This is a genomic window from Kribbella sp. NBC_00709 (assembly GCF_036226565.1).
Lineage (GTDB): Bacteria > Actinomycetota > Actinomycetes > Propionibacteriales > Kribbellaceae > Kribbella.
In genome coordinates, this window is sequence record NZ_CP108996.1 from 4,806,619 (window position 1) to 4,829,639 (window position 23,021).

The following is a 23,021-nucleotide window of genomic DNA, read 5'->3' on the forward strand; positions in this document are numbered from 1 at the left end:
TTCTCAGGGGTTGTTCTCGCCGGTGGCGCCAACTATTCGCCGGGATGGACCGTCCAGAGGTGAAGAGGGGGTGGTTGAGGTGGTCGAACTACGGTCACGAGTGGGAGGGTGGCAGGGGAGGCACGAGATGGCGACGCTGACGGTGTGGAAGTTCGGGACCTGGGACGGGGCCAACCAGGCGATCGGGACGCTGGAGAGCCTGGCCAAGCAGCGAATGATCAAGATCCATGACGCGGCGTCGGTGTCGTGGCAGCCGGAGAAGCGGCGGCCCCGGACCCGCCAGGTGCGGAACATGACCGGGCCCGGCGCGGTCGGTGGGGCGTTCTGGGGGATGTTGTTCGGGACGATCTTCCTGATGCCGTTCGCGGGGGCCGCGATCGGGGCCGCGGCGGGTGCGGTGGCGGGCAGGCTCGTCGACGTCGGGATCGACGACGACTTCATCAAGGAAGTGCGGGCTCAGGTGACGCCTGGGACCTCGGCGCTGTTCCTGCTGTCCAGCGAGGAGGAGACGGACAAGGTCCGTGAGACCTTCCGGAAGACAGGGCTTCGGGCCAAGCTCATCCACATCAACCTGAGCGACGACCAGGAGAGCGCGATCCACGAGATGTTCGACGACTGAAGTCCAGCGCCTGCAGCCAGTCCTCTTCGAGGAGATCGTGGCCGCCCGGGCGGACGTGGTAGCCGATGTCCCCGTCCTTGAACGCCGGGGTTGCCGCGACCACAGCCAGGTACTCGCCGATCGGGTCGGCCCAGGCGTCGTCCTCCGCGCTGGCGACGTACACGCGGCGGGGCGCGATGCTCGCCAGCAGTTGGTGCTGGTCGACGGGCAGTTCGTCCTCGCGACCGGCGTACGACGCGAACGACGGAACGAACCAGTGCGGGAACTTCGACGTGATCGCCGCGATGTCTTCGCCGCCGGGGTGCCGGAAGAGCGATGCGCCGCAGCAGCCGGAATCGTTGGAGACGGTGACGGCGAACCGCTCGTCCTGTACGCCGGCCCACAGCGCCGCCTTTCCCAGCCGTGAGTGTCCTAGCGCGATCGCGGCGGCTGGGTCGATGCCTGCGATGCTCGTGGCGATGTCCAGACAGCGGGACAGTCCCCAGGCCCACGCTGCCACCGCGCCCCACGAGTCGGTTGGGAACAGCGCCCGCACTCCACGAGCGTTCTCGTCGTCCGGCTCGATCTGCTGGTAGTCCACCGTGAGTACGGCGTATCCGGCTTGTGTCACCTTCGCATACGGCCAACGCTCGGCCTGGTCGAGCGTTTCTTCGATGCCGGTGAAGCTCAAAGCCACGATCACGGGAGCTGGACTCGTCGCGGTGGGGAGGTGGAGCAGCGTGTCGAACTCGAGATCGCCCAACGGGCAGGAGATCCGGGCGCGATGGCGGAGACGGTCGGCAGCTCCGTCGAGCACGCCGTCCTCGCGGGAGAGCTGCGTGACGTCGGCCAGTCGTCCACCGCTCGGCGTACGGCCGTAGATCGTGTCGGCAAACGCGTCGGAGTCGGGCAGGAGCGGCGGGAGCCCGGGAAGAACCGCTCGTCGCCACGCCTCGGGAAGCTGTGCCATAAACCCATCCTCGCGGAAATGTCGTTGACCGGGGCGCTGTGGAGTGTCAGGGTCCGGGACGTGGACCGGGTTGCGAAGTTGCACGACGACGAGGTTGACACCGACACGTCCCTGGTGGAGCTGCTTGTTGCCGAGCAGTTCCCGCAGTGGGCGGGCTTGCCGGTGCGGGTGGTGCAGGGGTCGGGCACGGACAACGTGACGTTCCGGCTGGGGGATGAGCTCGCCGTACGGCTGCCGCGGACCGAACGGACCCAGGGACAGGTCGAGAAGGACCTGACCTGGATGCCGCGGCTCGCACCCCACCTGCCGGTGCCGATCCCGGAGCCTTTGGAGAAGGGCGAGCCGGGGGCGGGATACCCGTTCACCTGGGGCGTTTACCGGTGGCTGGAGGGTGAGCCGTACTCCGCGGAGCTGATCGACACCGTGGATGCTGCGCGGCAGCTCGCCGGCTTCGTTCGGTGTTTGCAGGAAGTGGATACGACGGGAGCTCCGGTGCCGCCGGACGATCCGTTCAGCCGGGGTACGCCGTTGGCGCCGCGGGACGGGCTGTTCCGGGAAGCGCTCGAGCAGCTGCGGGACGAGTTCGACACCCCGCGGTTGCTCGCTGCCTGGGAGGAGTCACTGGAGGCGGACACCTGGGACGGCCGGCCGCGCTGGATCCATGGTGATCTCATGCCGGGCAACATCTTGGTTGCTAGTGGCAAGCTTTCGGCAGTGATCGATTTCGGGACCGCTTGGGCTGCTGACCCGGCCGCTGATCTGCTGGCCGCTTGGTACACGTTCGACGGCCGGGCGCGGGAGGCCTTCCGCGAAGCGATGGACGTCGACCAGGACACCTGGGCCCGTGCTCGGGCGTGGGCGTTGTCGCTCACGATCATCGCGGTCCCGTACTACCGCGATCGCCGGCCCGACGCCGTCCAAGGAGCCCGATCCTTCGTCGCCGAGATCCTGGCGGACTTCTGATTCTCCACGAAGGCTGTGGATGACACGCCGATGCCTGTGGATAGAGAATTCCCTTGAAATAAAGGGGTTCTGGGTTTGGAAAGTGTCGGTGGCGGTGCCTAGAGTTGGCGTATGGAGACGGTGGGTGAGCGGCCGGTTTGGTCGATGAGTGGCGGCGAGATGCTGTCCGCTCTCGACCACGTCGACGCTGAGCTCGCCCGGATCGAGACCTATCGTCTTCAGGTGATCGCAGGTCTGGACGGTGTCGGTCACGCGCAGGAGATCGGCGCCCACAACACTGCCCAGCTGTTGGAGTTTCGGTACCGCTTGGATCCGGCTCGGGCGCGCCGCGACGTACGTCTGGCCTTGTCGCTGGCGAAGTACGACGCCGTGTCGGCCGCCTTGCCCGCTACGGATCCACCGTCCGAGACGATCCTGTCCGGCGACGCCGCGCCCGAGGTGGCGATGCGTCCTGCGCAGGCCGAGGCCATCGTGTCTGCGCTGGAGAAAGTGCCGACGACTGTTCCGGTCGAGGATCTGGAGGTCGCCGAGCGCGAGCTGGTCGGGCTGGCCTGCCACCTGCCGCCTGCTGAACTGCGCCGGGCCGGTCAACGGATCCGTGATCTCCTCGACACAGACGGTCCGGAACCCGAAGAAAACAAGGCATATGCCCGCGAGATACTGACCCTGACCGCCGCCGATCGTGGTGTGAAGTTCCGCGGCTACCTCGCGAACGAGAACGCCGAGCTGCTGCGTGCCATCGTCCACGCAGGCGCCCGTCCCCACAAGACCGTCGACGGCGAGCTCGACCCAAGATCCCGCGAAAAGCGCCAAGCCGACGCCCTGACCACAGCCCTGACAATCGCCACCACCGCCTGGGACACAGCCGCACCGACCACGGCAGCCTCCGGGACCACGGCAACGTCCGGCGCGGGTTCGGCATCTACCGATGCGAGCCGTGGCAGGCCTGCCGGTTGGGTGCCCGGATACGGAGCCAAGGCAACTATCACCGTCACGATCGACTGGCAGGACCTGAAGGCCGCGACCGCGGACGCGATCGGCGACGTGGTGCACGGCGACGGACTCTCCGCCGCCACGATCCGTCGAATGGCCTGCGACGCCCGGATCGTGCCGCTCGTCCTGGGATCAAACTCAGAACCACTGGACGTCGGCCGCTCCGAACGCTTGGTAACCCGAGCAATGCGACGCGCCCTGAACGCCCGTGACAGGGGCTGCGTAGTCTGCGGCGCCCCACCGATCCAATGCGATGCCCACCACCTGGTGTCCTGGATCGACGGCGGCGAAACCAAGACGGCCAACCTCGTACTGCTGAGGCTGTCGCACGAATCGCGTGTCGGGCGACAGCCTCTCCTCTGCCGACGCCACCACATCGACGTACACGCAGGCGACTGGACCATCACCCTCACCAACGGCGCCGTCCACGTCTCCCGCCCCCACTGGGCAGACCCACCACCTCCCCCCAGGCCGAAGCCACACCCCACGTCGCCACCATCACCCCCGGCCCTCACGTCCGGTCCGGAGCCGACCCTCGCGTCCGTCCCGGAGCCGAGTGCGGCGTCGGCTGCGGTGGACGAGCGTCAGGTGATCGCGACAGACACACCTGCGGCGACCACGGCCGGCTTCGTGGCCAGGCGATCGGCCATCGGACGGCAACTCCTCGAGGAGCTCACGTCGCGCGGCCACCAGGAGGCCGACGCAGCAACTTCCCTGCGCGAGGCCGCATGCCTAGCCATCTGGGGCGAGAGCACAGCAACAGCCGATCGCCAGCCAAACCCCAAGCCAAGCCACGCGGACGACACCCTCTCCGATCCATGGGGAGAACGCGCCGAGCCCAGCGCCAGCGGTGCCGGCAGGTAGTTGCGGCCGAGTGGGCGCCCCCGACCACCGGTTCCTGCGGGAGCCTCCGTGCCTCGCCAGCTGAGGCGCGAGCGGGACGACAACCGATCGAGGTACGAGTCCTGAGGCGAGCCGCTCGGGGGTGAGCTGGTGGTCAGGTGGTCTTGGTGCGGTGAGGGCGGTGGGTCGCGGGCTGGGTGGTGCGGGGTGAGTGATTACCAGAGTTTGTCGATGGGGCCGGGGTGGAGGGGGATGCGGGTGTTGGTGAATGTGGGGGCGGCTTGTTGCGCGGTGGGGGTGAAGAAGGCAGCGAGGGTGAGTTTGTCGAAGCCGGGTTGGTCGCTGGGGAATGGGGCGTCGGGGGTGCCGCCGATGAGGGTTGTGCCGGGGAGGTGGTGGAAGCCGGCGCGTTCGTAGAACGGTAGGAGTGGGCGGTCGCAGGTGAAGATGGCGAGGTCGAGGTGCAGGTCGATCATTGCGTCGCGGGCGGCGGTGACCAACCGCTGGCCGTAGCCGCGGCCGCGGAGGTCGGCGCGGGTGACGACGGTGCTGAGCCCGCCGGCCTGGAACGTGGTGCCGGCATGCTCCAACTGCTTCCGCAGGATGTCGAGCGCGGCGACGACCACACCATCGTCGACGAGCAGCATCGACAACGGGCAGAGGGCCGGATCGTGGACGAGCCCATCCGCGGCCGCCTCGACCGGAGGACTGGACGGCGATGACAGCCTGCTGCCGGTGGGCGGCGCGCTCGTAGAGGAGGGCCGGGCTGCGGAGGTTGGTGGTGGGGGATCGGGGGGCCAGGCCTGATTCTGTAAGGCGTGGATTTGGGGACGGAGGGGGAGGGGGACGGCGGCCTCGGGGTAGGACTCGAGGTGCATTAGGTGGATTTCAGAGTGTGGAGGCCTTGCCAGAGGAGGTCTTGGAGGGTGCGGGCGACCTTCTGGGGGGTTGGCGGGGTGGCGGAGCGGGTGCGCCAGATTGCTAGTCGTTCGGTGGCGCCGGAGATGCTTTGGGCGACGATCTGGACCTCGTCCTCGTCGACCGGGCGGCCGGCGGGTAGGTTCATCCGGACCATGGTGGCGATGAGTTCGATGAAGGCCGCGCGTACCTCGTCCGTCGCCTCCGCGGCCGGGCCGGCGCTGAGCATGCCTTCGTCGACCAGGACCGACCACGCCTGTGGATGCTCGTCGAGGAACTGGAACCAGGCGACGAAGCCGGCGTACAGCGCGTCTTCGGCGTCCGGCGCTGCCATCACCGCATCGGACACCGTGTCCAGCAGTTGACCGCGGAGCCGGGCCAGGCAGGCGAGGAAGAGTCCGTCCTTCGAGCCGTAGTACTGGTAGATCAGCGGCTTCGACACCCCGACCTGCGCGGCGACGTCGTCCATCGACGTGGCCTGGTACCCGCGCTTGCCGAAGATCTGCTCGGCCGCCTCGAGGATCTCCCGCTCGCGCGCGGCCCGATCGCGGCGCCGCTTCGGCTGGGCCGGGTCGCGCGTGGTCGGGGTCACTTGCGCAGTCTAACTGACTCCGAGTAACTTACTGGGAGTAAGTTCCAGCCGAGGCAGGAGGCCAGGGATGACGGAGCAGCATCGGATCGCGGTGATCGGCACCGGGTTCGCAGGGATCGGGATGGCGGTCCGGCTGAAGCAGGCCGGGTACGACGACTTCGTCGTACTGGAGCGTGCTGACGACGTCGGCGGGACCTGGCGGGACAACACGTACCCGGGCTGCCGGTGTGATGTCCCGTCGCACCTGTACTCGTTCTCGTTCGCGCCGAATCCGGACTGGTCGTCGACGTTCTCGCCGCAGCCCGAGATCGAGGACTACCTGCGAAAGGTCACCGACGCGTTCGGCGTCCGCCCGCACATCCGCTTCGGCCACGCGGTCGAGTCGGCGAGCTGGGAGGACGGCCATTGGCGGATCCGGACGAGCCAGCAGGAGTTCACCGCGGACATCGTGCTGTCCGGTATGGGTCCGCTCGCCGAACCGTCGTACCCGAAGCTGCCCGGTATCGAGGAGTTCGAAGGCGAGGTCTTCCATTCGGCCCGGTGGAACCATGATCTGAACCTCAGCGGTCGCAAGGTCGCGGTGATCGGGACCGGGGCGTCGGCGATCCAGTTCGTGCCGGCGATCCAGCCCGAGGTGGAGGAACTGCACCTGTTCCAGCGCACGCCGCCGTGGGTGATGCCGCGGCCGGACCGCAAGATCACCGCGGCCGAGAAGGCGATCTACCGGCGGTTCCCGCTGGCGCAGAAGGCGATGCGGGCCGGGATCTACTGGGGTCGCGAGTCGATGGTGCTCGGGTTCGCCAAGCTGCCGGCGATCATGAAGCAGGCGCAGAAGGTCGCCGAGAAGCATCTCGCGCACCAGGTCCGCGACCCGCTGCTCCGCGCCAAGCTGACGCCGGACTTCACCCTCGGCTGCAAGCGCGTGCTGATCTCCGACGACTACTACCCGGCGCTCGCGCGGCCGAACGTCGAGGTGGTCACCGACGGGATCGCCGAGGTCACGCCGACCGGCATCGTCACGGACGACGGCGTGAAGCACGAGGTCGACACGATCATCTACGGCACCGGTTTCAAGGTGACCGACCTGCCGGTGATGGACATGGTGCACGGCCGCGGCGGCCGCTCCCTGCGCGAGGCCTGGACCGACGGCATGGAGGCCCACCTCGGTACGGCGATCGCCGGCTTCCCGAACTTCTTCATGCTGATCGGCCCGAACACCGGTCTCGGGCACAGCTCGATGGTGTTCATGATCGAGTCCCAGATCGCCTACATCATCGACGCGCTGAAGACGATGGACGCCCACGGCCTGCGCGAGGTCGAGGTACGGCGGGAGGTCCAGCGCGCGTTCGTCGACGGGGTCCGCTCGTCGATGCGGAACACGATCTGGACCCGCGGCGGCTGCACCAGTTGGTACCTGGACTCGGAGGGCCGCAACACCACGCTCTGGCCGTCGTTCACGTTCCGGTTCCGGCAGCTGACGCGGCGCTTCGACCCCTCGGAGTATCAGACGCTCGCTATGTGACATTGAGCGTGTTACATTCGATCGGTCGGATAGTCCGGGTGATCGGAGTGCGCGGTGCTGCCACTGCATGGGATCGGCGGTCGAGGGGACCTGCCGGTGCCGCTGTGGCTGGCGATCTACTCCGCCGGCGCCGCGGTCGCGGTCTCGTTCTTCGCGCTCGCGGCGTTCTGGTCGCGCCCCCGGTTCGAGCGGATCGCGGGCCGGCCGCTCGGCGTCCTGACCCGGATCGTCGATCAACCGGTGACCCGCGCCGGACTCAAGCTGGTCGGGGTCGCGGCGCTCGCGCTGTTGCTCGGCGCCGCGTGGTTCGGTGATCCCGAGCCGTCGCTCAACCCGGCGCCGACCTGGTTGTACGTGTGGATCTGGGTCGGCATCATTCCGCTCTCGCTGTTCTGCGGCCCGATCTGGCGACTGGCGAATCCGCTGCGTACGATCGCCGGCCTGGTACGGCGTACGTCGTACCGGCGACAGCCCGACCGGATCGCCTACTGGCCGGCCGTTGCCGGACTGGCCGGGTTCCTCTGGCTGGAACTCGTTGACCCACAGGGATCCGAGCCGCTGGTCGTCGCCGTTGCCGTGAGCATCTACGCGACCGCAAATGTTGCCGCGGGCATCCTTTACGGTCCAGCCTGGTTCAGCAGCGGCGACAGCTTCGAGGTGTACGCCGAAGTGCTCGCGCGACTGAGCCCGATCGGGCGAGGCGCCGACGGGCAACTGGTACTGCGGAACCCGCTGGCCGGTCTCGCCGCGATGCCGCAGCGACCAGGAATCGTTGGCCTGCTGTGTTTGTTGCTCGGGTCAACGGCCTTCGACGGCATCTCCCGCTGGTCGGCGTGGACCCAGCACACAGGTGAGCTGAGCCGCCCACAACACCTTGTGGTCTACACACTTGGGCTGGTCGTCGCGGTCGCGATTGTGACCGGCCTGTTCCTGCTGGCCGCGCGGACCACCGGGGCCGCGCAGATCCGGCCCGGTGGGATCGGAGCGGCCGGTCTGCCGGGCGCGTTCGTGCATTCGCTGGTGCCGATCGCGATCGGGTACGCCGTCGCGCACTACTTCTCGTTCGCGATGTTCCAGGGGCAGGAGGGCTGGTTGCTCGCGACCGATCCGTTCGCGCGCGGATGGGACCTGCTCGGGACCGGCGGGACGCGGATCGACTACGCGTTCCTGAGCACCGGTGTCATCGCGGGGGTCCAGATCGGTGCGATCGTGCTCGGACACGTACTCGGGGTCGTGTCCGCGCACGATCGCGCTGCCGACCTGTTCCGGCGCCGGCAGCTGCGGCGCGCGCAGTACCCGATGCTGGCCGCGATGGTCGCCTTCACCGCCGGCGGGATCGCCCTGGTGACGGCCTCATGATCGCCCTGCACATGGGCGGCATCCCCGAGACCGCGATGGTCCTCGGCCCGATCCTGCTGGTCATCGCCTTCATCCGCATCGCCCGCCGCAACGAGGCGAACCTCCCGGACGAGGACGACTGGGACGCAGATCTGGGCGACCTGCCGGCGGAGCAGCGGGATCAGACCCGGACGTAGTGAGGCCCGGAGAACCCCCTGCGGTTCGCCGGGCCTCGCTCCGTTGTTTCTTCCCCGTGGCTTCAGGCGGCCATGGCCGGTTCGTAGTACCCGCTGAGGCGGGTGGGTGTTGCGTCGGTGACGAGCTTGGCGAGCTCGCTGCATCCCGCGGTGAGGGCGGCTTCGAGCGTGGGCCACTGGTCGACGCACCAGTACGGGTCGTCGGGCTGACGGTCGTGGTCGTCGTCGATGTCGGCACACCAGCCGCCGGAGCGGATGTGGTGGACGTGCAGTCGAAGCTTCATGGCGGGTTCAGCTCTCGGGCTCAGAAAGGCAGCGGACGGCCGGACGGCGTCCGGAGGTCGAGGGTCTTGGTCTGCCGGCGCGTCGTCGTGGTGCGCGGTCGCCGACGGATCTGGATCTGGCGCATCTCCGTCCTCCTACCTGGTCTGCTTTGGTAGGTATACGGTCCCGCGTGAGGCCCGGTTCACGCATGCGGAGGATTACCTATCTACAACCCGGCCGATCCCTGAGGCGGCTCAGGGGAGGATCTAAGGGTGGACGCTCAGCCGGTGGAGGGTAGGGCTTTCGGGTCGAGGCCGAGTTCTTCGTAGGCGACCTGCTCGATCTCGTGGGCCATTGCCTCGCGGAAGGCAGCGACCAGGGCCTGGCCGGCCAGCGGGATGATGCCCTCGAGGGTGCGCTGGATCTCGGGCCAGCCGTCGGTCGGCATGCCGGCGTTGGTGAAGTCGCGCCAGACGGTCGAGCGGAAGAGTTCGACGTACGTCTTGGCGACGGCGTCGGCCTGCGCGAACAGCTTCGGCAGCATCTCGAAGATCGCTTCCATCGGGACGCCGAGTTTGATCACCTCGAGGCCGGTGCGGAGCAGGTCCGAGTTCGGGATCCGCAGCCGGCCGTCCTCCAGCCGCTCCGCGATGCCCAGCTCGACCAGCCGCTCGATCACGGCCGGGTCGTACGGCACGCCGGCCCGGTCGGCGAGCTGCTGCCCGTCGAGAACCTCCGGCTCCGACGGCGTCCACGGGTTGACGAGGGTCTCGAAGACGCCGAGCGCGAGGGCTCCATCGGGCAGCTCGCCGAGCATCCGCTCGACCGCGGCCAGCGTGTAGCCCTTGTCGAGCAGCTCGCGGACCAGCGTGAGCCGGGCGACGTGGTCCGGACCGTAGTACCCGGTCCGGCCGGCCAGCCGCGGCGGCGGGATCAGCCCGCGCCCGGCGTACGCGCGCACGTTGCGAACCGTCATCCCGACCTTGGCGGCCAGTTGGTCGACAGTGAGCTCCTCTTCCACCCTTGACAGTCTTGCAGACTCCACGTTACATAGTAGATGTAACATCGAGCATGGCGCATGTCTGATGTAAGGAGCCTCCATGGCGATCCCGCTGGCCACCACCGGTACGGCGAGCTTCGACCAGATCGCGATCGTCACCGGCGTCGTCGGGCTGGTGTACCTCGCACTCGCCGTGCTGCTGTGGCGGGAACGCACCGGCCACGTCACCCTGGTAGGGAGGTTCGCGGACACCATCGGGAGACTGGACGGAGTCCCCCGATGGGCCGCCCTCACGCCGTACCTGCATGCCGTCTCGCTGCTGGCCTGCGCGTTCGGGGTGTGGTGGGACATCGCGATCCACATCGGCCGCGGCCGCGACACCGGCCCGTTCGGTACGGCGGCGCACTACCCGATCTTCTTCGGCATCCTCGGCGTGATCATCTCCGGCGTGTTGCCGATCGCGCTCGCGGGCAAGCCGCTGCCGGCCCGCACGATCAGGCTGACCAAGGGCTGGCGGATCCCGTGCAGCGCCGCGCTCGTCACGGTCTGCGGGACGTTCGCGCTGGTCGGCTTCCCGCTCGACGACGTGTGGCACCGGCTGTTCGGTGAGGACGTCACGCTCTGGGGCCCGACGCACCTGCTGATGATCGGCGGGGTGGTGTTCTCGATCTTCGCGCGGCTGCTCGCGATCGCCGAGGTCGAGCAGCTGATGGGGCCGAACAAGCGCCGGCTGTTCCAGGAGATCGTGTCGGTCGGTGCGCTGCTGATCGCGTGGGACCTGTTCAGCACCGAGTTCAACTACGGCGTACCGCAGTTCCCGCTGATCCTGCAGCCGATCCTGATCGTGTTCGGGGCGGCGATGGGGTTCACCATCCTGCGGGCGCGACGTGGACCGGGTACGACCTTCGCGGCGCTGGCGGTGTATCTCGTCATCCGCGGCGGCATCGCCTGGGCGGTAGCCGAACCGCTGGGCCAGATCGTCGGGCACTTCCCGTTGCTGGTCGTCGAGGCGGTCCTGGTCGAGCTGGTCGCGTTTGCCCTGGGCAACAAGAATCGCTTCCGGCTGGGCGCGGTCGCCGGCGCGCTGATCGGGACGGTCGGTGTGGTCGCGGAGTACGCGTGGAGCCATGTCTGGATGCCGGTCGCCTGGCCGTCGTCGATGCTGCCGTCCGCTCTCGGGTACGGCGTGATCGTCGGAATCGGAGCCGGTCTGGTCGGGGCCTGGCTGGCGACCCGGTACGCCGAGGTTGCCGGCGAGGAGCGGGCGGTCGGGATCAAGAACATCCGGGCGGTGGCGATCCGTCGTACCCATCAGCTCGGTGCCGTCGGGCTGGTCGCGGTCGCGGCGACGGTGTTCTTCTGCGTACCGCGATCCGCGGATCCGGGCGTCTCGGGGGTCGTGTCGTTGGAGCGGGTGGCCACGGGGGCCGAGCCGACGGCGTACGTGACGATCACGCTGTCGCCCGGTGACGCGGCCGATCGTGCGCGCTGGTTCGAGGCGCTGGCCTGGCAGGGTGGCGGTCTGGTGTACCACCCGATGGAGAAGGTTGCCGACGGCACGTACCGGTCGGCGGACGCGTTGCCGATGTACGGGAAGTGGAAGTCGATGATCCGGCTGCACCAGGGACAGCGGGACCTGGTGGCGACCTGGGTGTACGCGCCGCAGGATGCGGCGATCGAAAAGCCCGCGGTGCAGGTGTCGAACGGGCAGACGGTTCACTTCGTGGACGAGCAGCAGATCCTGCGGCGCGAGGAGAAGGCGGACGTGCCACGATGGATGTGGAACGCCGGCTACGCGCTGGTCGGAGTGGTCGGGCTGCTCGAGATCATCGGGATCGCCCGGCTGGTCGGGCGGGGCGCTCGCGGCGGTCGGCTGCGTGCGGCCCACCTGGCAGCCGGCGAACGGGAACGGGAGACTGCGTGACGATCCAGTTGGAGCGCTCAGGAATCACGACTCCGGACGGAGTCCGGCTGAACGTCGAGGTGGCCGGGCCGGCCGACGCGCCGGTGACAGTGCTGCTCGCGCACGGCTGGACGTGCTCGACGCGGTCCTGGCACAACCAGGTGGAAGGGCTGCCGCAGATCCTCGGCGCGGACGCGGTCCGGGTCGTCACCTACGACCACCGCGGCCACGGCCGCTCGGATGCTGCCCCGGCCGGCTCGATGCGCTTCGAGCAGCTGGCCGAGGACCTGGTCACGGTGCTCGACGAGGTCGTCGGCGACAGCCCGATCGTGTACGCCGGCCACTCGATGGGCGGCATGACCCTGATGGAACTCGCCGACCAGCGCCCCGACCTGCTCGGCGAGCGCATCCGCGCGGCGGTCCTGGTCAGCACGTCGTCGGGCCACATCGGCGAAGGCGCCTTCGGTCTCCCGCGGCGCCTCGACCCCGCCACCGCCCGGTTCGCTCCGCGCGTCATGAACCTGGTCGGCACCCGGGCGGACCGCCGCGTGGCCCGCGGTATCGATGCCGGCGCGCATCGCGTCGCCGAGCTGGCGGCCAACCTGCAGCGGCCGGCGTTGCGGCAGATGGTGTTCGGGAAGAAGGTCGATCCGGCCGAGGTCGACCTGTTCATGGCCGATCTGGCGGCGGTGCCCGGCCCGACGTACGGCGGCTTCTTCGAGGCGATCCTGCAGCACGACCGCGATCACACCCTCAAGGCGCTCAGCGACCTCCCGGTCGAGATCATGCACGGCACCCGCGATCGCTTGCTTCCGCCCCGCCACGCCAACCGCATGGCCGCCGAGCTCCCGACCGCTCGCCTCTGGTTCTACCCCGGCGCCGGCCACATGCTCATGCAGGAACGCCCCCGTGACGTCACGCACCGCCTCGCCTCCCTCGCGCGCAAGGTGGCCGCCTGAGAGTCGCGTCACGGCCGACTGCGACCTACTCGCCTACGCTCGACCCGTGCAGAACCTTCTCTCCGACGTCGTGGTCGTGGACCTCACCCGTGCGCTCGCGGGTCCGCACGCGGCGATGATGCTCGGGGACCTCGGCGCCCGGGTGATCAAGGTCGAGACCCCGAACGGCGGCGACGACAGCCGCGGCTGGGGCCCGCCGTTCGTCGAGGGCGAGTCGACGTACTACCTGTCGGCGAACCGGAACAAGGAATCGGTGACCGCCGACCTGAAGTCGGACGAGGGCAAGGAGTTCCTGACCAAGCTGGTCCGGCGCGCCGACGTACTGATCGAGAACTTCCGCCCGGGCGTGCTCGACCGGCTCGGGTTCTCCACCGAGCGCCTGCACGAGCTCAACCCCGGCCTGGTCATCCTGTCGATCACCGGCTTCGGGCACGACGGGCCGGACGGTGGGCGCGCCGGGTACGACCAGATCGCGCAGGGCGAAGGCGGCCTGATGAGCATCACCGGCGCGGTCGAACCGACGAAGGTCGGCGCTCCGATCGCGGACCTGCTGGCCGGCATGTACGGCGCCTACGGTGCGCTCGCCGCACTGCACGAGCGATCGATCACCGGCAAGGGCCGCGTCGTACGGACGAGCCTGCTGGCGTCGGTGGTCGGCGTCCATGCATTCCACGGGACGAAGTGGACGGTGGCGCACGAGCTGCCCGAGCGGGTGGGCAATCACCACGCGCAGATCGCGCCGTACGGGAAGTATCGCACTGCCGACACGAGCATTCAGGTCGCGGTCGGCAGCGAGGGGCAGTGGCGGACGTTCGCGCCGATCGTCGGGCTCGATCCGGAGGACGAGCGGTTCGCCGTCAACTCGCAGCGGGTCGCGCATCGCGACGAGCTGACGGCCGCGATCGAGACCGCGTTCGCCGCCGAGCCGGCCGATGCGTGGCTGCAACGCCTTGCGGACAAGGGGATTCCGGCCGGGAAGGTCCGCAACTTCCAGCAGGTGTACCAGTGGGAGCAGACGCTGTCGCAAGGCCTGCTGATCGACGTCGAGCACCCAACCCTCGGCACGATCCAGCTACCCGGCCCACCCCTCCGCTTCGACGGCAACCCGCACGCCGGCGCCCGCGAAACCAACCTCCCGCCACCACGCCTCGGCGAACACAACGACTCCGTCAGAGCCTGGCTCGACGCGGAATAGCGGTGCTTCCGGCTCACAGTTGACGGTCCGGCCTCGTCGTACCGGGTGAAAGGGTTCGACGAGCAAGGAGCAGATCTGTGACTGACCTACAGACGATCGCCGATCGGGTGGAGATCGAGGCGCTGCGTGGCGAGTTCACGGACGCCGCGATGATGGGCGACCACGAGCGGTTCGTGGCGTTGTTCACCGAGGACGGCGTCTATCGGATTCCCGACGCCGGCGTCGTGCAGAGCGGGCGGGACGAGCTGCTTGCCGGGACCGACAAGCTTGCGGGCGCCTGGGAGTACTTCGTGCAGACCACGCATCCCGGGGTGATCGAGCTGGACGGTGACGTCGCGACCGGGCGCACGTACGTGTCCGAGATCGGGCGTCAGGAGAACGGCATGTCGATGCTCAACTACGCGATCTTCCACGACCGCTACCGGCGGACCCCGGAGGGCTGGAAGTTCGCCGAGCGGGTCTTCGAGGTCAGGTACTTCGACTCGAGCCCGCTGGCAGGGTCCGCGAAGGTTTCCTGGCCGCCGGCGGCTGAGTAGACGCCCGGACCACCAGTTCGGGGCGGATCAGCGTTTTGCGGGGGCGTTCGGAGCTTGACGTGAGGCGTTGCATGAGGAGGTCGACGGCGGTTGAGCCGACCTCGGCGGCGGGCAGGCGGACCGTGGTGAGCGGGGTTTGCAGGTACGCCGCGTACGGGTGGTCGCCGTACCCCGTGATCGCGACGTCACCGGGGACGTTGAGGCCGCGCTCGGCGAGCAAGCGCAGTACGCCGAGTGCGAAGTAGTCGTTCCCGGTGACGATGCCGTCGGGATGACCCTCGGTCAGCAGCGTCTGCGCGAAGCGGTACGCCTCCTCGGGCTGCCAGGGCAGTGCCAGCGAGTCGTAGCGTCTCGTCGGGACGGCGCGGATCGCGTCGTCGGACACCTTCAGGCCGGCGTCGGACATCGCGCGCCGGAAGCCGGTCACCCGATCCGCGGTCGTGGTGATCGGCAGGTCTTCCTCGAGGACGAGCAACCTTCGGGCGCCACCCGCGATGAGATGGCTGGTCGCCTCGTAGGCGCCGCGTTCGTTGTCGACGCCAACCATGTCGCAGTCGAGTTCGGGCACGTCACGGTTGACGAACACCAACGGGATCCCGGCGTCCCGGACGCGGCGCCAGTGGTCCCACTCGGCCTGGACCGGGACGACCACGGCGCCGTCGACCGCGGACCGCAGCAGCGCCTCGGTGGCGCGCTGCTCGTTCTCCGCGCTCTCGTCGGTGACCAGCAACAGCAACGAGTACCCCTGCGCGCGGGCCTTGAGCTCGATGGTGCTGATCAGCTGCGCGTAGAACGGGTTCGAGGGGTTCGTGATGACGAGGCCCAGCGTCATCGCCGAGCCGAGCACCAGCGACCGGGCCAGCGTGTTCGGGACGTACCCGATCCGGGCCGCCTCGGCCTGTACGGCGGCCCGGGTCCGGGCACTCACACTGTCCTTGTCGCCGAGCGCGCGCGACACGGTGTTCACCGACAGACCGAGCGCCGTCGCGATGTCTCGCAACGTCGGCCGCCGCGCATCCGTCATCCGACCCCCTCCTATGCCTTCACGGCCAGGTGGATCCGTACCTGGACCGAGCCCTCGACCTTAGCGCGCAGCCGCAGCCAGTGACCGAACCCGGTGACCGGCCAGCTGACCAGTTTGCCCGGCTCGACCGCATGCTCCACGTCGTCGAGGTCGCACCAGGTGATCCCGTCGGGGGAGACCTGGGTGATGTACGTCGCCGTACCGTCGCCGCCGACGTGCTGCACGAACCAGCGTGCCTCACCGGCCCACGCGACCTCGTACGGCTCGGTGGCGAAGCGGGTGTCGAAGGTGGTGTCGCGTTCGAGCACCGCCGTCATGGACTGTCGCATGGGCCTACCAATCAACCGAGATGAGGACGGAGTCGAGGAAGAGGAAGTTGCGCACCGCGCTGTGCGTGCGGACGGAGAAGTAGAAGTTCAGCAGGTTCTCGAGCGTCTCGTAGCGTTCCTCGTACGGCGGAACCGGTACGTCACGCATGTTCATCACGCGATCGTTGACCTGCAGCTCCACGTTGCGGCGCTTCTCGGTGTCGACCAGCCAGCGCAGGTAGTGCCAGTTCACCTTGGTCGGGACCTCGTTGTAGCAGAGCTCCTGCGGCTCGCCGAACGCCTGCCAGTCCTCCGGGTTCGGCGCGGTGAAGTCGGCGGCGTACTCCAGTTTCACCTTGCCCTCGAAGTGCTCGCGGGGTGTCGGCTCGGGGACGGTCGGCGCCATCCACTGCCGGGTGAAGCGGTTGTCCAGATCGGTGTTCTGGTACCGCGCGACCGTGTGGTACCGCAGACCGCCGTCGCCGCAGAGGTCGGTCGCGACCGTGAACGCGCCGAACTGCGCCTCGGACGGGTGCGTGTTGCCGTCCCACTGCACGTCGCCGAAGGTGTCCAGCTCGGAGCCGCCGCCGAGCGTCGCCTCGGACTTGAAGGCGAAATACGTCTCGAGCTGGACGAGGCCGCGGCCGCTCATCGTCAGCCGGCGGATCGCGACCGCGGTGTGGCCCTTGTACGGGCGGGTCGCGAGCTTCAGCGCGTACGTCCCGCTGAGCGCTCCGTGCGTACCGATGTCGAAGAAGTTGCAGGCCGACAGCTGGGGCGGCCGGAAGTCGCGCATGTGGTCGTCGACGGTGCTGAGGTCGCCGCGGCCGTTGTAGTTGCCGAGCAGTTCGGTCCAGCCGTGCGTTCCGCTGTCGAACTCGTCGAAGGCCAGGATGCGCGGCAGCGGCGAGAACTTGGACAGCCGGGGATCGGCGGACAACAGGGCGGTGCGTAGGTCGGAAGTCGTCACGGGGTGAAGTTAACGTTAACGGGAAATTGCCGTCAACGGGCCGTTCCGTCCTGAGCAACGGCGGTCTATTGACACGTAAATCACACACTTCTACGGTGCATTAACGCTACCGTTAACGTTCACGGAATCGAGGCTCTCATGCAGTCGCTCAGCCGTGCCTTGACCGTCCTGGCCGAGTTGAACCGCGAGGACCGCGCGTACGGCGTGACCGAGCTCGCCGTCACCGTCGGCCTGCACAAGAGCACCGTGCACCGCATCCTCACGACGTTCTGCGACCACGGCCTGGCCGACCGCGTCGACGACCACCGCTACACGGCCCGCGACGGCCTGGCGGCCCTCCGCCGCACGACGCACCGCCGATCCGGCCCGGAGCATGCGCTCGCCGATCTGGGCGACCGCCTGGGCCGCCTGGTGGTCCTCGCGAAGCCGCTACCGAAGGCGGCCGGGATGGTGCTTCAGGTCGCCGCTGTCGCGGGCGCCGGCGGTACCAGCGGAGTTGGGCCGGGGCATGCGGTCTCGCTGCATCGGAGCGCTCTCGGGCGGGCCTACCTGTCGGCGCTTCCCGTCGATCAGGTGACGGGCACCCCCGATCTCCTCGACACGCTGCAGCGCATCCGGATGTCCGGGTTCGCACACAACCCACGGCCTGTTGCTTCGCTGCCGCGGATGGTTGCGGTTCCGGTGCGGGCGACCGACGGGACCTGCGCGGGCGCGCTCGGCGCGGAGCTCATCCAGGCCGGCTCGGTCGATGAGGTGCGGCGTGTGGTGTCGGTACTGCGGAGCGGCGTCTGATGGGGGCGTACGTCGTCCGGCGGCTGTTCTTCTCGTTGTTCGTGTTGTGGGGCGCCGTCACGATCATCTTCGTCGTACTGCGGCTGGTCCCCGGCGATCCGGCGTACATCATGCTCGGGCCCGATGCGGACCAGGCGCAGGTGGCCGCGCTGCGGGCGCAACTCGGGCTCGACCACTCGCTGATCCAGCAGTACGCGACGTACCTGGCGAACGTCGTGCATCTGGACTTCGGGCAGTCGTTCCGGCTGAACGCGGACTCGATGAGCCTTGTCCTGCAACGAGTTCCGGCCACGATCCAGCTGGCGTCGACCGCATTGCTGTTGTCGTTGCTCATCGGTCTACCGCTCGGGGTGATCGCCGCGCTACGGGCGCACAGCTGGGTGGATCGCACGATCTCGGTGTTCTCGCTGATGGGGCAGTCGACCCCGTCGTTCTGGCTCGGGATCGTGCTGATCCTGGTGTTCGCGCGAGGGCTGAAGGTGTTGCCGAGTGCGGGCTCGGGGACCTGGTCACACTTGGTCCTCCCAACGATCACGCTCGCGCTGCCGTTCCTCGCGATCCTGGTCCGGCTCACCCGCAGCGGTCTGCTCGAGGTGGTGCACGAGGGGTACGTGCAGACCGCCCGGGCGAAGGGCCTGAGCGAGGGCGTCGTGGTCCTCGTGCACGCGTTGCGGAACGCGCTGATCCCGATCGTGACCGTGGTCGGGCTGCAGTTCGGGGCATTGCTCGGCGGCACGGTGATCGTCGAGACCGTGTTCGCCTGGCCCGGGGTCGGGCGGTTGCTGATCGACTCGATCGGGCGCCGCGACTACGGCGTCGTCCAGGCCGCGATCTTGCTGGTGGCAACGATCTTCGTGGTGATCAATCTGCTCGTGGACCTGCTCTACGGCTTCCTGGACCCGCGGGTCCGTCTGGCTGGTGACTGAACGATGACTGCTGAGATTTCGCTGGCGGCCCCGGTCGCGGTACGGCGCCGGACCAGAGCCGGATCGGCGCGGATCCGGTTCGGGCTGGTGGTGATCGCGGTGTACGTCGTGGCCGCGGTGATCGGGCCGTGGCTGGTGCGGTACAACCCGGTCGACACCCGGACCGCGGACCGGCTGAAGCCGCCGTTCACCCGGCTGTCCGACGGGTCGTACGCGATCTTCGGCACCGACCAGGTCGGTCAGGACCTGTTCGCCCAGATGTTGCAGGGGGCAAGGATCTCGATCGCGGTCGGGCTGGCGACGCTGCTGCTGGCCGGCACCATCGGGGTGACGATCGGGCTGGCGGCCGGGTACTTCGGCGGCTGGCTGGACGGCGTACTGATGCGGCTCGCGGACATCCAGCTGGCGTTTCCGTCGATCCTGCTGGCGATCTTCATCGCCGCGTTGCTCGGTCCTTCGGTGGTGAACGTGGTGATCGTGCTGGCGGTGGCGAACTGGGTGACGTTCGCCCGGGTCGCGCGCGGTCAGGCGCTGGCGACCCGGCGGCGTGAGTTCGTCGACGCGTCGCGGACGTTGGGCGCGGGGACCTGGCGGTTGATCACGCGGTGCGTGCTGCCGGCCTGCGTCGCGCCGGTCCTGGTGGTGGCGACGGTCGAGATCGGGCACGTGATCCTGGCCGAGGCGTCGCTGAGCTTCCTCGGTCTCGGGACGCCGGCGAGTACGCCGAGCTGGGGCGTGACGATCGCGAACGGGCGCAACTACCTCGCGGACGCGTGGTGGATCTCGACCATTCCGGGGATCGCGCTGGCGTTCCTGGTGATCTCGCTCGGCGTACTGGGCGATGCGCTCCGGGACCGGTACGACCCGCGGCTGAGGAGTCTGTGATGGCGCTGCTGAGCGTGCATGACCTGCGGGTCGAATTCAGCACTTCCGGTGGGACGGTGACCGCGGTCGACGGAGCGTCGTTCGAGGTCGGTGCGGGTGAAACCGTGGCGCTGCTGGGGGAATCGGGCAGTGGCAAGAGCGTCACCGCGCAGGCCGTGATGGGCATCGTGCCGAAGCCGGCCGGGCGGGTCTGCGGCGGCTCGATCACGTACGACGACCGCGATCTGCTGGCGCCCGGTGTCGCGAAGGGACTGCGCGGGCGGGAGATCGCGATGGTCTTCCAGGACCCGTTGAGCTCCTTGAACCCGGTGTTCCGGGTCGGTGCGCAGATCGGGGAGATGTTCCGCCGGCACCGCGGGGCGTCGCGCCGGGAGGCTCGCGCGGCCGCGCTGGAGTTGATGAAGCGGGTCGGGATCCCGGCTGCGTCGAAGCGGCTGGACGACTATCCGCACCAGTTCTCCGGCGGGATGCGGCAACGGGTGATGATCGCGATGGCGCTCGCGCTGTCCCCGCGGCTGCTGATCGCGGACGAGCCGACGACAGCTCTGGACGTGACCGTCCAGGCCCAGATCATGGACCTGCTCACCCGGCTGCAGTCCGAGGAGGGCATGTCGCTCGTCCTCATCACCCACGACCTCGGTGTGGTCGCGGACGTCGCCGACAAGGTGGTCCTGATGTACGCCGGTCGCGTCGTCGAGACCGGCCCGATCCGCGAGGTGTACGAGCACAGCGGTCATCCGTACACGTCCGGGCTGATGGGATCGATCCCCGACCTCGACGGCACCCGCGGCCGGCTGACGCCGATCCAGGGTTCACCGCCGGACCTCCTCGCCCTTCCATCGGGCTGTTCCTTTCGGCCGCGCTGCAAGTACGCCGACGCGGTCTGCGCCGGCGAAACGCCCGCCCTGCTGCCGTTGGCCGCTCGTCCTGCGAGTCACGAAGCCGCCTGCCATCACCCGGAAGGAGTGCTGAGTCATGCCTGAGCCGCTCCTCGCAGTTCGGGATCTCCACACGTCCTTTCCGTTGCGGTCGGCTGTGTTGCGGCGGCCCGTCGGCGAGATTCAGGCCGTGGCGGGAGTGTCCTTCGACATACCGGCCGGAGGAACGCTGGGGTTGGTGGGGGAGTCGGGGTCGGGGAAGTCGACCGTGGCCCGGACGATCGTCGGGCTGGAGAAGGCGCGCTCGGGAAGCATCGTGTTCGACGGCGAGGAACTGATCTCGTTGCCCAAGGCATCGATGCGGCGGGTGCGGCGGCAGCTGCAGATGATCTTCCAGGACCCGTACGCGTCGCTCAACCCGCGGGCGACGGTCGAGCAGATCGTCGCCGAGGCGTGGGAGATCCACCCGGACGTCGTACCGCGCAACCGGCATCGCGCCGAGGTCCGCGAACTGCTGGAGCGGGTCGGGCTCAACCCGGACCACGCGCAGCGCTACCCGCATCAGTTCTCCGGCGGGCAGCGGCAGCGGATCGGGATCGCGCGGGCGCTCGCGCTGCGGCCGAAGCTGGTGATCTGCGACGAGGCGGTGTCGGCGCTGGACGTGTCGGTACAGGCGCAGGTGCTCAACCTGCTGGACGATCTGCGGCGCGACCTCGGGCTGGCGTACCTGTTCATCGCGCACGACCTGTCCGTCGTACGGCACATCTCGGACCGGATCGCGGTGATGTACCTCGGGCGGGTGGTCGAGACGGCGTCCCAGGACGAGTTGTTCGCGCGGCCGCTGCACCCGTACACGCAGGCGCTGCTTTCCGCAGTACCGGATCCGAAACCGTGGGACAAACCGGCGCGGGAGCAGATCATCATCGGCGGCGACGTGCCGTCACCCGCGGATCCGCCGTCCGGCTGCCGGTTCCGCACGCGGTGCTGGAAGGCCGAGGAGCGCTGCGCTCACGACGATCCCGAGCTGACGACCCGCCTCGACCTGCACCCCGCCGCGTGCCACTTCGCCACCGAGCTGACCGGAGCCGCCCGATGACCGAGCTGATCCTTCTCCGCCACGGCGAGTCGGTGTGGAACGCCGAGCACCGGTACCAAGGTCAGCAAGGCACCGGCCTCAGCGCCCTCGGCCGCCAGCAGGCCAAGGAGGCTGCCAACTATCTGCAGTCGCTGGAGATCGACGCGATCGTCGCGAGCGATCTCCAACGGGTGACCGAGACCTTGCAGCCGTACCTCGACACCCGCGACCACCTGACGGTCCGCATCGACCCGCGGTGGCGGGAGATCGACGTCGGGACCTGGGGCGGGCGGACCTTCGCGGACGTGTACGCCGACGAGCCGGATGTCGTGGACGCCTTCAAGCGGGGCGACGACGTGGCTCGCGGCGGCGGCGAGACCTTCAAGCAGCTGCGGGCCCGGGTATGGGACGCGGCTCAGGACATCGCCGGCGCGCGGCGGGTGCTGGTCGTGACGCATGGCGGGCCGATCCGGGTGGCGGCGGCGTCGGCACTCAGGCTGCCGCCGGGCGGCGAAGTGCTGCTCGATCCGCCGGAGAACTGCTCGCTGACCACCCTCCACCTCGACGGACTCACGTCCTACAACGTGCCTACCTGGATGGACCGATGACCTTCACCTTCGTGGCGATGACCTACAACCTGTGGGCGGACTTCCACCTCGACCAGCGGCAGGACGCGATCGAGAGCCTGTTCACGATCCGCCCGCCGGACCTCCTCGCCGTACAGGAACTCCGACCGGTCACGCGCAAACTGCTGGACGACGTACTCCCCGAGCACGACCGCGTCGACGGCACCGCCGGCTGGGAGACACAGAGCAACCTGTGGTGGCGCCGCGACCTGTTCACGTACGTCGAGCACGGCTCCGAGGATGTCGGCATCTTGTCGCCGGACGCGAAGCTCTTCTGGGTCAAGCTGCGGACCACCGCCGGCACCGACCTGATCTTCAGTACGGCGCACCTCACCTGGCCCGGCCACCCCGACGAACGCACCGACCACGTCAACCGCCGGATCGCGCAGGCCCGGGCGATCGCGGAGGCGCTCGAACGCCTCGCCGGCGACGGCGCCTGCCTGTTCACCGTCGACATCAACGACATCGGCCCACCGCAGTGGGAGCTCGGCAACGTCGGGTTCCTGGACAGCTTCACCGCCCTCGGCCGGCACTCACCGGCGACTCATCCGGTCGTGCCGACGGTCGCCACCGGTCCGATCGGGACCAGGTTGTCGCCGCTCGCCTCACCACCCAAGGCGATCGACTGGATCTTCGCCCGCGGCCCGCTCGCCGCCCGGTCCAGCGAGGTCGTCGACTTCTTCCACGACGGCCGCGCCCCCTCCGACCACCACCCGGTCGTGGCCACCTACACGCTCCACCCCTGA

The 23,021-nt window shown here is 68.8% G+C and carries 25 protein-coding genes; 17 read left to right on the forward strand and 8 right to left on the reverse strand.

The window, feature by feature from the left end:
• Positions 1 to 127 precede the first annotated feature (127 nt).
• Entirely contained in the window at positions 128 to 619 is a 492-nt protein-coding gene (locus OHA18_RS23655) for a DUF1269 domain-containing protein (protein WP_328997456.1), read from the forward strand.
• Here OHA18_RS23655 and OHA18_RS23660 read toward each other — a convergent pair.
• A complete protein-coding gene (locus OHA18_RS23660) occupies positions 567 to 1,568 on the reverse strand; it encodes a glucuronyl esterase domain-containing protein (RefSeq protein WP_328997457.1) in 1,002 nt (333 codons plus the stop codon). The genes OHA18_RS23655 and OHA18_RS23660 overlap by 53 nt on opposite strands.
• Before the next feature lie 18 nt (positions 1,569 to 1,586).
• Here OHA18_RS23660 and OHA18_RS23665 point away from each other — a divergent pair, with 18 nt between their 5' ends.
• A complete protein-coding gene (locus OHA18_RS23665; RefSeq protein WP_328997458.1) occupies positions 1,587 to 2,531 on the forward strand; it encodes an aminoglycoside phosphotransferase family protein in 945 nt (314 codons plus the stop codon).
• A gap of 111 nt (positions 2,532 to 2,642) precedes the next feature.
• Positions 2,643 to 4,388, forward strand: coding sequence for an HNH endonuclease signature motif containing protein (locus tag OHA18_RS23670; protein WP_328997459.1), 1,746 nt, complete (start codon positions 2,643 to 2,645; stop codon positions 4,386 to 4,388).
• A 194-nt stretch (positions 4,389 to 4,582) separates the two neighbouring features.
• Here the strand turns inward: OHA18_RS23670 and OHA18_RS23675 are convergent, their stop codons facing one another.
• Positions 4,583 to 5,245, reverse strand: coding sequence for a GNAT family N-acetyltransferase (locus tag OHA18_RS23675; RefSeq protein WP_328997460.1), 663 nt, complete (start codon positions 5,243 to 5,245; stop codon positions 4,583 to 4,585).
• A complete protein-coding gene (locus OHA18_RS23680) occupies positions 5,245 to 5,877 on the reverse strand; it encodes a TetR/AcrR family transcriptional regulator (protein ID WP_328997461.1) in 633 nt (210 codons plus the stop codon). The genes OHA18_RS23675 and OHA18_RS23680 overlap by 1 nt, the downstream gene beginning before the upstream one ends.
• Positions 5,878 to 5,944: 67 nt before the next feature.
• On the opposite strand from OHA18_RS23680, the gene OHA18_RS23685 reads away from it, so the two are divergent.
• From OHA18_RS23685 to OHA18_RS23695, 3 genes are read left to right on the forward strand one after another with little or no spacing between them, the layout of a single operon-like run.
• Entirely contained in the window at positions 5,945 to 7,399 is a 1,455-nt protein-coding gene (locus OHA18_RS23685; RefSeq protein WP_328997462.1) for a flavin-containing monooxygenase, read from the forward strand.
• Between the two features lie 54 nt (positions 7,400 to 7,453).
• Positions 7,454 to 8,758 carry a hypothetical protein gene (locus OHA18_RS23690; RefSeq protein WP_328997463.1) on the forward strand — a complete coding sequence of 435 codons (1,305 nt, stop codon included), beginning with the start codon at positions 7,454 to 7,456 and terminating at the stop codon, positions 8,756 to 8,758.
• Positions 8,755 to 8,934 (forward strand): hypothetical protein, encoded by a 180-nt coding sequence (locus OHA18_RS23695; RefSeq protein WP_328997464.1) that lies wholly within the window; start codon positions 8,755 to 8,757, stop codon positions 8,932 to 8,934. The genes OHA18_RS23690 and OHA18_RS23695 overlap by 4 nt, the downstream gene beginning before the upstream one ends.
• 62 nt (positions 8,935 to 8,996) lie before the next feature.
• Here OHA18_RS23695 and OHA18_RS23700 read toward each other — a convergent pair whose 3' ends face one another.
• Both OHA18_RS23700 and OHA18_RS23705 read right to left on the reverse strand, forming a co-directional pair.
• On the reverse strand, positions 8,997 to 9,218 hold the full coding sequence (locus OHA18_RS23700) for a hypothetical protein (protein ID WP_328997465.1): 222 nt from the start codon (positions 9,216 to 9,218) through the stop codon (positions 8,997 to 8,999).
• 260 nt (positions 9,219 to 9,478) lie between these two features.
• A complete protein-coding gene (locus OHA18_RS23705; protein WP_328997466.1) occupies positions 9,479 to 10,219 on the reverse strand; it encodes a MerR family transcriptional regulator in 741 nt (246 codons plus the stop codon).
• Positions 10,220 to 10,298: 79 nt separating this feature from the next.
• Between OHA18_RS23705 and OHA18_RS23710 the strand changes: the two genes are divergently transcribed.
• From OHA18_RS23710 to OHA18_RS23725, 4 genes are all read left to right on the forward strand, one after another.
• Positions 10,299 to 12,122, forward strand: coding sequence for a hypothetical protein (locus tag OHA18_RS23710; protein ID WP_328997467.1), 1,824 nt, complete (start codon positions 10,299 to 10,301; stop codon positions 12,120 to 12,122).
• Positions 12,119 to 13,060, forward strand: a complete 942-nt coding sequence (locus tag OHA18_RS23715) for an alpha/beta fold hydrolase (protein WP_328997468.1) — start codon at positions 12,119 to 12,121, stop codon at positions 13,058 to 13,060. Before OHA18_RS23710 ends, OHA18_RS23715 begins: the two co-directional genes overlap by 4 nt.
• Before the next feature lie 46 nt (positions 13,061 to 13,106).
• Positions 13,107 to 14,255, forward strand: a complete 1,149-nt coding sequence (locus tag OHA18_RS23720) for a CaiB/BaiF CoA transferase family protein (protein ID WP_328997469.1) — start codon at positions 13,107 to 13,109, stop codon at positions 14,253 to 14,255.
• A gap of 77 nt (positions 14,256 to 14,332) precedes the next feature.
• The gene (locus tag OHA18_RS23725) at positions 14,333 to 14,791 is read left to right on the forward strand and encodes a nuclear transport factor 2 family protein (protein ID WP_328997470.1); all 459 of its coding nucleotides are present in this window, start codon (positions 14,333 to 14,335) and stop codon (positions 14,789 to 14,791) included.
• On the opposite strand, the gene OHA18_RS23730 is transcribed toward OHA18_RS23725, so the two are convergent.
• The 3 genes from OHA18_RS23730 to OHA18_RS23740 are packed head-to-tail and all read right to left on the reverse strand — an operon-like array spanning position 14,724 to position 17,093.
• A complete protein-coding gene (locus tag OHA18_RS23730) occupies positions 14,724 to 15,815 on the reverse strand; it encodes a LacI family DNA-binding transcriptional regulator (protein ID WP_328997471.1) in 1,092 nt (363 codons plus the stop codon). The genes OHA18_RS23725 and OHA18_RS23730 overlap by 68 nt on opposite strands.
• Before the next feature lie 11 nt (positions 15,816 to 15,826).
• Positions 15,827 to 16,144, reverse strand: a complete 318-nt coding sequence (locus OHA18_RS23735; protein ID WP_328997472.1) for a hypothetical protein — start codon at positions 16,142 to 16,144, stop codon at positions 15,827 to 15,829.
• A 4-nt stretch (positions 16,145 to 16,148) separates the two neighbouring features.
• On the reverse strand, positions 16,149 to 17,093 hold the full coding sequence (locus OHA18_RS23740; RefSeq protein ID WP_328997474.1) for a DUF6772 family protein: 945 nt from the start codon (positions 17,091 to 17,093) through the stop codon (positions 16,149 to 16,151).
• Between the two features lie 138 nt (positions 17,094 to 17,231).
• On the opposite strand from OHA18_RS23740, the gene OHA18_RS23745 reads away from it, so the two are divergent.
• Genes OHA18_RS23745 through OHA18_RS23775 form a run of 7 tightly spaced genes read left to right on the forward strand, consistent with a single transcriptional unit; the run spans position 17,232 to position 23,021 of the window.
• Positions 17,232 to 17,885 carry a helix-turn-helix domain-containing protein gene (locus OHA18_RS23745; protein WP_328997475.1) on the forward strand — a complete coding sequence of 218 codons (654 nt, stop codon included), beginning with the start codon at positions 17,232 to 17,234 and terminating at the stop codon, positions 17,883 to 17,885.
• Positions 17,885 to 18,811, forward strand: a complete 927-nt coding sequence (gene nikB, locus OHA18_RS23750; RefSeq protein WP_328997476.1) for a nickel ABC transporter permease — start codon at positions 17,885 to 17,887, stop codon at positions 18,809 to 18,811. The genes OHA18_RS23745 and nikB overlap by 1 nt, the downstream gene beginning before the upstream one ends.
• A gap of 3 nt (positions 18,812 to 18,814) precedes the next feature.
• Entirely contained in the window at positions 18,815 to 19,696 is an 882-nt protein-coding gene (locus OHA18_RS23755; protein ID WP_328997478.1) for an ABC transporter permease, read from the forward strand.
• A complete protein-coding gene (locus tag OHA18_RS23760) occupies positions 19,696 to 20,679 on the forward strand; it encodes an ABC transporter ATP-binding protein (RefSeq protein ID WP_328997479.1) in 984 nt (327 codons plus the stop codon). The genes OHA18_RS23755 and OHA18_RS23760 overlap by 1 nt, the downstream gene beginning before the upstream one ends.
• A complete protein-coding gene (locus tag OHA18_RS23765) occupies positions 20,672 to 21,670 on the forward strand; it encodes an ABC transporter ATP-binding protein (RefSeq protein ID WP_328997480.1) in 999 nt (332 codons plus the stop codon). The genes OHA18_RS23760 and OHA18_RS23765 overlap by 8 nt, the downstream gene beginning before the upstream one ends.
• The gene (locus OHA18_RS23770; protein ID WP_328997481.1) at positions 21,667 to 22,257 is read left to right on the forward strand and encodes a histidine phosphatase family protein; all 591 of its coding nucleotides are present in this window, start codon (positions 21,667 to 21,669) and stop codon (positions 22,255 to 22,257) included. Before OHA18_RS23765 ends, OHA18_RS23770 begins: the two co-directional genes overlap by 4 nt.
• Positions 22,254 to 23,021, forward strand: coding sequence for an endonuclease/exonuclease/phosphatase family protein (locus OHA18_RS23775; RefSeq protein WP_328997482.1), 768 nt, complete (start codon positions 22,254 to 22,256; stop codon positions 23,019 to 23,021). The genes OHA18_RS23770 and OHA18_RS23775 overlap by 4 nt, the downstream gene beginning before the upstream one ends.

What these genes read in the sequence shown, in the direction of transcription:
- OHA18_RS23655 (WP_328997456.1), top strand. Translation starts at nt 128, where the DNA reads ATGGCGACGCTGACGGTGTGGAAGTTCGGGACCTGGGACGGGGCCAAC.
- OHA18_RS23660 (WP_328997457.1), bottom strand. Translation starts at nt 1,568, where the DNA reads ATGGCACAGCTTCCCGAGGCGTGGCGACGAGCGGTTCTTCCCGGGCTC.
- OHA18_RS23665 (WP_328997458.1), top strand. Translation starts at nt 1,587, where the DNA reads ATGTCGTTGACCGGGGCGCTGTGGAGTGTCAGGGTCCGGGACGTGGAC.
- OHA18_RS23670 (WP_328997459.1), top strand. Translation starts at nt 2,643, where the DNA reads ATGGAGACGGTGGGTGAGCGGCCGGTTTGGTCGATGAGTGGCGGCGAG.
- OHA18_RS23675 (WP_328997460.1), bottom strand. Translation starts at nt 5,245, where the DNA reads ATGCACCTCGAGTCCTACCCCGAGGCCGCCGTCCCCCTCCCCCTCCGT.
- OHA18_RS23685 (WP_328997462.1), top strand. Translation starts at nt 5,945, where the DNA reads ATGACGGAGCAGCATCGGATCGCGGTGATCGGCACCGGGTTCGCAGGG.
- OHA18_RS23695 (WP_328997464.1), top strand. Translation starts at nt 8,755, where the DNA reads ATGATCGCCCTGCACATGGGCGGCATCCCCGAGACCGCGATGGTCCTC.
- OHA18_RS23700 (WP_328997465.1), bottom strand. Translation starts at nt 9,218, where the DNA reads ATGAAGCTTCGACTGCACGTCCACCACATCCGCTCCGGCGGCTGGTGT.
- OHA18_RS23710 (WP_328997467.1), top strand. Translation starts at nt 10,299, where the DNA reads ATGGCGATCCCGCTGGCCACCACCGGTACGGCGAGCTTCGACCAGATC.
- OHA18_RS23730 (WP_328997471.1), bottom strand. Translation starts at nt 15,815, where the DNA reads ATGACGGATGCGCGGCGGCCGACGTTGCGAGACATCGCGACGGCGCTC.
- OHA18_RS23735 (WP_328997472.1), bottom strand. Translation starts at nt 16,144, where the DNA reads ATGCGACAGTCCATGACGGCGGTGCTCGAACGCGACACCACCTTCGAC.
- OHA18_RS23745 (WP_328997475.1), top strand. Translation starts at nt 17,232, where the DNA reads ATGCAGTCGCTCAGCCGTGCCTTGACCGTCCTGGCCGAGTTGAACCGC.
- nikB (WP_328997476.1), top strand. Translation starts at nt 17,885, where the DNA reads ATGGGGGCGTACGTCGTCCGGCGGCTGTTCTTCTCGTTGTTCGTGTTG.
- OHA18_RS23755 (WP_328997478.1), top strand. Translation starts at nt 18,815, where the DNA reads ATGACTGCTGAGATTTCGCTGGCGGCCCCGGTCGCGGTACGGCGCCGG.
- OHA18_RS23760 (WP_328997479.1), top strand. Translation starts at nt 19,696, where the DNA reads ATGGCGCTGCTGAGCGTGCATGACCTGCGGGTCGAATTCAGCACTTCC.
- OHA18_RS23765 (WP_328997480.1), top strand. Translation starts at nt 20,672, where the DNA reads ATGCCTGAGCCGCTCCTCGCAGTTCGGGATCTCCACACGTCCTTTCCG.
- OHA18_RS23770 (WP_328997481.1), top strand. Translation starts at nt 21,667, where the DNA reads ATGACCGAGCTGATCCTTCTCCGCCACGGCGAGTCGGTGTGGAACGCC.
- OHA18_RS23775 (WP_328997482.1), top strand. Translation starts at nt 22,254, where the DNA reads ATGACCTTCACCTTCGTGGCGATGACCTACAACCTGTGGGCGGACTTC.